This is a genomic window from Brevundimonas sp. AAP58, assembly GCF_001295975.1.
Classification (GTDB): Bacteria; Pseudomonadota; Alphaproteobacteria; order Caulobacterales; family Caulobacteraceae; genus Brevundimonas.
Genome location: NZ_LJHU01000017.1, coordinates 20,300 through 28,333 on the forward strand (window position 1 = coordinate 20,300; position 8,034 = coordinate 28,333).

The 8,034-nt window shown below is 68.5% G+C and carries 8 protein-coding genes and 1 tRNA gene; 4 read left to right on the forward strand and 5 right to left on the reverse strand.

Annotation, left to right across the window (positions count from 1 at the left end; translation table 11 throughout):
* Positions 1-783 (forward strand): SDR family oxidoreductase, encoded by a 783-nt coding sequence (locus tag IP78_RS02670; RefSeq protein WP_054110165.1) that lies wholly within the window; start codon positions 1-3, stop codon positions 781-783.
* A gap of 171 nt (positions 784-954) precedes the next feature.
* On the opposite strand, the gene IP78_RS02675 is transcribed toward IP78_RS02670, so the two are convergent.
* On the reverse strand, positions 955-2,241 hold the full coding sequence (locus IP78_RS02675) for a hypothetical protein (RefSeq protein WP_197272356.1): 1,287 nt from the start codon (positions 2,239-2,241) through the stop codon (positions 955-957).
* 186 nt (positions 2,242-2,427) lie between these two features.
* On the opposite strand from IP78_RS02675, the gene IP78_RS02680 reads away from it, so the two are divergent.
* The 3 genes from IP78_RS02680 (at position 2,428) to IP78_RS02690 (ending at position 5,739) form a co-directional block, all read left to right on the forward strand.
* Positions 2,428-2,504, forward strand: a tRNA-Arg gene (locus IP78_RS02680).
* Positions 2,505-2,614: 110 nt separating this feature from the next.
* The gene (gene moaA, locus IP78_RS02685) at positions 2,615-3,631 is read left to right on the forward strand and encodes a GTP 3',8-cyclase MoaA (protein ID WP_054110167.1); all 1,017 of its coding nucleotides are present in this window, start codon (positions 2,615-2,617) and stop codon (positions 3,629-3,631) included.
* Positions 3,632-3,699: 68 nt separating this feature from the next.
* Positions 3,700-5,739 carry a TonB-dependent receptor gene (locus IP78_RS02690; protein ID WP_054110168.1) on the forward strand — a complete coding sequence of 680 codons (2,040 nt, stop codon included), beginning with the start codon at positions 3,700-3,702 and terminating at the stop codon, positions 5,737-5,739.
* Here the strand turns inward: IP78_RS02690 and IP78_RS02695 are convergent, their stop codons facing one another.
* Genes IP78_RS02695 through IP78_RS02710 form a run of 4 tightly spaced genes read right to left on the reverse strand, consistent with a single transcriptional unit; the run spans position 5,740 to position 7,973 of the window.
* Positions 5,740-6,237 carry a GNAT family N-acetyltransferase gene (locus IP78_RS02695; protein WP_054110169.1) on the reverse strand — a complete coding sequence of 166 codons (498 nt, stop codon included), beginning with the start codon at positions 6,235-6,237 and terminating at the stop codon, positions 5,740-5,742.
* The gene (locus tag IP78_RS02700) at positions 6,225-6,683 is read right to left on the reverse strand and encodes a DUF6265 family protein (protein ID WP_054110170.1); all 459 of its coding nucleotides are present in this window, start codon (positions 6,681-6,683) and stop codon (positions 6,225-6,227) included. Before IP78_RS02700 ends, IP78_RS02695 begins: the two co-directional genes overlap by 13 nt.
* 10 nt (positions 6,684-6,693) lie before the next feature.
* Positions 6,694-7,128: a DUF1178 family protein gene (locus IP78_RS02705; RefSeq protein WP_054110171.1), complete on the reverse strand. Its 435-nt coding sequence runs from the start codon at positions 7,126-7,128 to the stop codon at positions 6,694-6,696.
* Positions 7,125-7,973, reverse strand: a complete 849-nt coding sequence (locus IP78_RS02710) for a carbon-nitrogen hydrolase family protein (RefSeq protein WP_054110172.1) — start codon at positions 7,971-7,973, stop codon at positions 7,125-7,127. The genes IP78_RS02705 and IP78_RS02710 overlap by 4 nt, the downstream gene beginning before the upstream one ends.
* Positions 7,974-8,034: the final 61 nt, after the last annotated feature.

Sequence of the window (8,034 nt, forward strand, 5' to 3'; positions counted from 1 at the left end):
ATGACCGGACGCGTCGCGGGCAAGACCGCCCTGATCACGGGGGCCGCAGGCGGGCTGGGCGAGGCCATGGCTCGCATGCTGGTGCGCGAGGGGGCCAAGGTCGCCGTCACCGACATCGACGGGGCGCGGGCGGAAAGCCTGGCCGCGTCGATCAACGCGGAGACGCCCGGCTCCGCCTTCGCCTTTCAGCACGACGTCGCCGACGAGGCGCGCTGGGCCGAGGTGGTCGAACAGGCGGTTGGGGCGATGGGCTCGCTGTCGGTGTTGATCAACAACGCCGGGGTCGGTGGCCCCCTGGCCTTCGTCGAGGACGACACCGTCAAGAACTGGCAGCGCCAGTTCGACATCAATCTGAAGTCGGTGATGCTGGGGGCCAAATACGCCATGCCGCATCTGAGGGCGGCGGCCCCGGCCTCGATTGTGAATATCTCGTCCATCGCGGCTCTGGCGGCCGGGCCGGGGATGGGTGCCTACAATGCCACCAAGGCGGCGGTGTGGATGTACACCAAGACGCTCGCGCTCGAGGCCGCCAAGAAGGACTGGAACGTGCGCTGCAACTCGGTGCACCCGGTCTTCATCAAGACCCCGATCCTGGACCCCTTCATCGCCATGGCCGGCGGTGACGAGGAGATGGCGCACCAGAAGCTGGCGCGCGGCATTCCGCTGAAGCGGATTGGAGAGCCGGACGACGTGGCCTACTGCGTGCTCTATCTGGCGTCCGATGAGTCGAAGTTCGTGACCGGGTCGGAGTTCAAGATCGACGGCGGCATGACGGCGCAGTGAGGCTCTGGCTCTCCCTCCCCGTTCGGGGAGGGTGGTCGGAGCATGGCGGAGAACGGGTGGGAGCGGCCCGGTGCGCCAAACTCTGACGTCGCTTATGCAACGCCTTGCCGCCCCCACCCGGTCGCTGCGCGACCTGCCCTCCCCCGAGGGGGAGGGAGAAGCCCTAAGCCGCTACAGCAAATCTACCGGCAAAATCTGGCTCGACAGCAGCGTCTCCATCGCCTGCCAGCGGTCCGTCCCCTGGCGCTCGATCCACGCCTGGACCACATCGCGGCCGAGGCCATAGTTGATGATGTAGCTGCGGTAGGTATCGATGAAGCGCACCCGCTGGGCCGCGCGCTCGGGCGTCGTCAGCATGTAGCGAGACAGGAGCCGGGTGGCCTCGGCCCGGTCTATGCGGCCGGCCAGATAGTCGTCGGCGATGGTGTATTCAGCCCGCGCCAGACGGCGGACGAGAGCGTTGAGCTGGGCCTTCTGCTGGACCGGGGCGCCGGTCAGGCCCGCCAGCGGCAGGAGCACGTCGCGCTCGAACCGCGCGGCCTCGTCTCCCGGAAAGGCCAGGTCGATGCCATAGTTGGCGCTGCCCTCGGCCACGAAAGACATGGGCGAATAGAGGGGATAGACGCTCATCTCGACCCAGCCGCGCTCCACGACGAAGGTCTGTTCCAGTAGGGCGTTGTAGACGTGGTGGCCTGGATAGGCCTCGTGACAGCCCAGGTCGATGGCGCGGTCGGTGAAGATGGGCTGGTCGGTGTTGATTTCGATCCGGCTGGCCGCGCCGCCCAGATAGTAGTTGTAGCCCGACCACGGCTTGTCCGTGACGAAGGCCAGGGTGAACCGCTCGTTCGCCGGTAGGTCGATATGGCGGATGGTGCGCGCGCGGCACTCGGCGATCGAGGCGTCGAACACGGCCTGGAGCCGGTCGGTCGGGATCTGGAACCCGCCCCGGAAGGCGGCGACGCGGGTCGCCAGTTCGCCCACGCCGGGGACCAGGCGATCGATCTCGGCCAGGATGGGGTCGAAGTCCGACAGGGGCCGCAGCTCGGGGCGGACGCCGAACAGGGCCTCGGCCTCGTCGGCGAAGCTCATCCGCTCGCCCCCGATCATGCGAAGCCGCGCCGCGGCCGCCGAGACGTGGGCCAGAAGATAGGCCTTCCTCTGGGCCACGGTGGGCTCGGCCCCCGCGACGGAGATGGCGTTCAGACGCTCGGTCAGGGAGGCGGCGCCCTGGATCAATGCGGGCACGTCGCGCGGGTTGGCCCGGGCGGCCTCGGCCCACTCCGGCGGGCCATAGTAGGCGTCGACGTAGCCGGGCTCTCGCTCGCCGATCTCCAGGATCAGGGCAACGTAGTCGCGCGCGACCGCGTCCAGACTGTCGCCCGAAGGATCGGGCCGCGCGACCGGTGTGGTCGCGCATGCGCCAAGAAACAGCAGACATCCAAGCAGCAGCGCCCGCATCATCGATCCTTCCCCTCAGACATTCGCCTTGACGCTAGCCCAGTCTCCCGGGCGCGAAACCTTACAAATCGTCCAGACGGTGACGGCTGCGGCCCGACCCGCGCCCCTCCGCGCATTCGGGATTGAGGGCAGCGCCCGGCTGCTGTAAGGCCCTTCGTCCGGTCGCCGCGAGCGACCGCGCCAGACGCACCCGTAGCTCAGCTGGATAGAGCGTTGCCCTCCGAAGGCAAAGGTCACACGTTCGAATCGTGTCGGGTGCGCCATCTTCCTCTCCCTTCTGCAAAGCGAGACGGCTGGTAACCGGAGCGGGAGACCGGACGAAGATCAGTGCGCCGCTTTCGTGTCGGCGTGTCGGGGGTATGCTCGGAAAAGGATGACCGCGCTTGCGCCCGCTCCCATTGCGCCGCTGATCGACCCGCTGGGACGGGCGATCCGCTATGTGCGCCTGTCGGTGACGGATCGCTGCGATCTGCGCTGCGTCTACTGCATGGCTGAGCGGCAGACCTTTCTGCCCCGGAATCAGGTCCTGTCGGTGGATGCGCTGGACCGGTTGGCCTCGGTGTTTGTGGATCTGGGTGCGCGTCGCATCCGTCTGACGGGCGGCGAGCCTCTGGTTCGGCGCGACGTGATGGACCTGGTCAAGCGGCTGTCGCGGCATCTGGCGTCGGGCGCGCTGGAGGAGCTGACGCTGACGACCAACGGGACGCGTCTGGCCGAGCATGCTGCGGCTCTGGCCGATCACGGGGTGCGGCGGGTGAACGTGTCGCTCGATACGCGCGACCCCGGGACCTATCGGCGGCTGACGCGGGGCGGTGACGTGGGCCGGGCTCTTGACGGGATCGCTGCGGCGCATGCGGCGGGAATGGCGGTCAAGATCAACGTCGTGGCGTTGAGGGACGACAATGCCGCCGAGCTGCCGGACCTGATCGCGTGGGCGCATGGCGAGGGCCATGAGATCAGTCTGATCGAGGCCATGCCGATCGGCGAGATCGGGGCGGACCGGACGGCGCAGTTCCTGTCGCTGGCCGAGGTTCGACGAGAGCTCGAGACCCGCTGGACCCTGAGTGCCCTGGATCGCCGAACGGCGGGGCCGGCGCGCTATGTCAGGGTCCAGGAGACTGGTGGTACGCTGGGCTTCATCACGCCGATGACCCACAACTTCTGCGGCGATTGCAATCGGGTGCGAGTAACCTGCACCGGTCGGCTGTATCTATGTCTGGGCCAGGACGACCAAGCCGATCTGGCGACGGCTCTCGAGGCCGGTGGAGAGGCAGGCGTGGAACGAGCGATTCGGGACGCGGTCGCCAGGAAGCCTGGCGCTCATGACTTCCGCATCGCGGCGGGCGCGGGGGCTGCCGTGGCGCGGCCCATGTCCATGACCGGCGGCTGACCACAGAACGCTTGACGGCGAGGTATGTTATTTCATAACGGTCGCGCTCTTCAGGAGGACCGTTGTCGATGACTGCTTTGCGAACCGCCCGCCCGCTTCTGCTTGCCGCCGTCAGCTGGACCGCACTCGCCGGTGCCGCGACCGCCCAGTCGGCCGGGCCGGTGCAGGACGACCGGCTCGACGACATCATCGTCACCGGCGCCCCCTTTGGCATCAGTCAGAGCGCGTCGATCATCGCCACCACCGTGGTCGACGAGGAAGCGCTGGCCACGGCTCCGGCCGCCACGCTGGGCGATCTGCTGGCCGGGACACCCGGCCTTCGGTCCAGTTCCTTCGCGCCGGGCGCAACACGTCCTGTGATCCGCGGCCTGACCGGGCCGCGCGTGCAGGTCCTGACCAACGGCATCGGTCTCATCGACGCCTCCTCGGTGTCGCCGGACCACCAGGTCGCGGCCGACCCGGCGGAGGCCAACCGGATCGAGATCGTGCGCGGCCCCTCGACCCTGGTCTATGGCGGCTCGGCCATCGGCGGTGTCGTGAATGTACTGGACGGACGCATTCCCGAGGCGCTGCCCGAGGGCGGCCTGGAAGGTCGACTGGTCGCCCAGGGTTCGACGGTGGACGAGGGCACGTCGTTCGGTGGACGCGCCGACATCGCGTTCGGAAACTTCGTTCTGCATCTGGATGCGGTGACCAAGGAGGCGGACGACTATGAAGTCCCGTCCTCGCCGATTTCGCGCAGGCTCGCCGACGCGGAGGGCATCGACCGTGACCGGACCGGCGTGGTGCCCGGCAGCTTCTCGGAACTGGACGCCTGGGGCATCGGGGGCTCTTTCGTCGGTGACCGGGGCTTCGCCGGTGTGTCATACAAAGAGACGGACAGCACCTACGGCGTCGTGGCCGAGGAAGGCGTCTTCATCGAACTGGAGCAGCAAAGGTTCGACGCGCGCGGCGAGCTGCGCTTCGACACGGGGCCGTTCCGGGCCCTGCGCGGTGCCTTTGGGCAGGCCGACTATACCCACACTGAATTTGAGGATGTGGACGAACCCGGCACGGTCTTCGAATCCGACGGTTGGGAAGCCCGCGCCGACCTGATCCAGCGCGATCAGAACGGCTGGAATGGGGCCATCGGCGTCCAGGCCCTGTCGCGGGACCTGTTGGCCGTCGGCGACGAGGCCTACATTCCCGGCAGCACCACGGATGAGGCGGGCGTTTACACCGTCCAGCGCTGGGACCGGGGTTCCTACGGTTTCGAGGGCGGCCTTCGCTATGATCGCCGCACCGTCTCGGCGACGCCGATCGGCGGCACGAGCGAGCTGGAGCGGGAATACGACAACTGGTCGGCCTCCGGTGCCGTGTTCCTGCGCCCGTCCGAGGGTCTGTTCCTGGGCCTGAGCCTGACCCGCAACGAACGCGCTCCTTCCGAGACCGAACTGTTCGCCGACGGCGTGCATATCGCCACGGGCGTCTACGAACTGGGCGATACCGATCTGGACAGCGAGTCGGTGACGACGCTGGAGGGCACGCTGCACTACGACGGCGGTCGCCTGCGCGGCGACCTGCACGTCTACGCCTCGCGCTATGATGGCTTCATCGACCTGCGCGACACCGGGTTGGAGATCGAGTTCGACGAGGATGGCGAGATCGAGGAGTTCCCGATCTTCGCCTATCTCCAGACGGACGCCGATTTCCGGGGCTTCGAGGCCGAGATCGCTTACGACATTTGGGCCGATGGCAATCGCGTCGTGACCCTTGAAGGTGCCATCGACTATGTCGATGCCGACACCGATCTGGGTCCGGCCTCGCGCATTCCGCCTCTGTCGCTGACGGGACGGGTCAAGTACGGCTCGGGTCCGCTGGACCTGGGGCTGGAGGTCCGCCATGTCGCCGAGCAGGACGAGGTCGCGGAGTTCGAACTGCCGACCGACAGCTATACCATGGTCAATCTGTCGGGTGCCTGGCGGCCGTTCACGGACCCGGGCGTGACCCTGTTCGCCGAGGCCCGCAACCTGACAGATACCGAGGCGCGCGAGCATGTCAGTTTCCTGAAGGACATCGCGCCCCTCCCGGGACGGAACCTCCGGTTCGGAATCGCCTATCGCTTCTGATCAGAGCCGCCGGAGCATGTAACGCGCGCCTTGGCCATAGCCGGATAGCGTCGCCTCCAGCTCCGGCGAGGGATCGACTTCGAAGCCATGGCGGGCCCAGAAAGACTCAGCGTCGTTGACGGCGACGAGCGCGAGGGCCTGCCAGCCGTCGCCCCGGGCCTGTTCGACCAGTGCCCGTATCGCCGCTCGGGCATGTCCGGCACCCCGGGCCTGGGGTCGCAGGGCGAGGTCATGCACGTAAAGGACGTCCGAGGCGTCGGGCAGGGCGTTCAGGCGGCTGTTGAGCGCAGGGATCGAGCCTCGCCGCGAGGGATAGGCGATCAGATAGCCGGACACCTGACGGCCGTCGGTCAGAACCTGGCAGCCCTCAGGATGAAGCACCAGGCGATCGGCGAAGCACTCCCGATCCTCGAAGTGATCTGGAAAGGCGACCGCCGCGACGGCACAGACGCCGTCGAGATCGTCCGGCGTCATCGGCCGCCAGGTCAGTCCGGGCATCGCGCGTTGAGCGGGGCGGCGGTGTAGGTCCAGCTCATCGACTGCGGCTGGCCGTTTGCTACGCCCTCGATCTGGCCGGTCAGGACATCACCCTCGCGGCTGTAGATGACGCGCTGGGGGAAGTCGTGCTCGGGGTTCTCGAACGCGGCGCGACTGGGCGAGGACTCGGCCAAGGGGAAAGTCGTGGCGGGAACGCCGTTCGGCTGGGCGAGGAAGGCGAGGCGTCCGTCCACCGTGGCGATGCGGGTAAACTCAACAGAGCCCCGGCCAGAGCGGCCGACGGTCAGGGTCACCCCCGCCATCAACCCGCCGCGCGGATCGCTCCAGGTCTCCGACACCTCACGACCGCCCTCGCAGCTTAGCCAGTAGCCCGCCAGCCAGGACAGGTCCTCGATCGGCGTCGGTGCGGTCTGGAGGGCGAGGGCGGCGAGCAGGGCGGTGGACATGGGCGGCCTCTCAGTTGACCTTGGCCGGGTCCGGCGGGGCGGGCGGAAGCGCCGCGCAGGGGACGCCGTCTTCCTTCAGGGCCTTGACCTCGGCGGGGGTGGCCTCGCCGTAGATCTCGCGCTTCTCGGACTTGCCTTCGTGGATGGCGCGGGCCTCGCGGGCGAAGGCGTCGCCGACGTAGTCGAAGTTCTGCTCGACGTGGGCGCGGACCTCGCGGGCCATCTCCATCATCATGGTCTGCATGTTCTGGGCGACCTCGGGAGCGGGCGTGGTGCGCTTGGTCCCGGCGACAGCGGGGGCCATGATCTGCTTGGAGACCTGGCGCGAGCCGCAGAAGGGGCATTCGACGAGACCCCGCGCCGACTGGTCGTCGTAGTCGGACGAGGAGCCGAACCAGGCCTCGAAGCCGTGGTCGGCGTCGCAGTGGAGGGCGTAGCGGATCATTGCGGCAGGGCTTGAGGTGGGGCGTATTCGCGGTCGTGGGTCAGGGCCGGGATCGCGGCGCGGGCGCGGGCGACCTCCGAAAGATCGAGGCTGGCGTGCAGCACGCCGGGGTCGTCATGGTCAAGTTTCGCGATGACCTCGCCCCAGGGCGAGATGACGGTGGAGCGGCCCCAGGTCCTGCGGCCGTCCTCATGCTGACCGCCTTGCGCCGGGGCGAGGACGAAGGTGCCGGTCTCTATGGCGCGGGCGCGCAGCAGGGTCTCCCAGTGGGCCTCGCCGGTGGGCACGGTGAAGGCGGCGGGCACGGCGATCAGGGCGGCGTTCGCCTTGGCCAACTGGCGGAACAGGTGGGGGAAGCGCACGTCGTAGCAGACGGTCAGTCCCATCCGGCCCCACGGGGTGTCGGCGACCGCGGCGGAGTCGCCCGGCCGGATGGTGGCGCTTTCGCGATAGGTCTCGCCGTTCGGAAGGTCGACGTCGAAGACGTGCAGCTTGTCGTAGCGGGCGACGATGGCTCCGGCCGGGTCGATCAGCAGGGAGCGGTTGGCGGCGCGGTCGTCGCCGGTATGGCCCGAGCGGACGATGGCCGAGCCGATCAGCAGCCAGACATCCAGCTCGGCGGCGAGACGGCGCAGGCCGACCACGCAGGGGTCCTGGTCCTCATCGGTGATGGCGGCGGCGCGGCGGTCGCGGCGCTGTTCGAGGAGGTTGGTCCCCTCGGGCGTCAGGATCAGTTTGGCGCCCTCGGACGCCGCCTGCCGGATCAGGGGCTCGACGTGCGCAAGGCCCGCCTCGGCCGTGGCCGGGGTGCGGGTCTGGATCAGGGTGACGGGCAGCCCCGACATGCTCAGGCGGCCAGAAGCGGGTCGAGCTCGCCCTTGCGGTCGAGCGCGTGCAGGTCGTCGG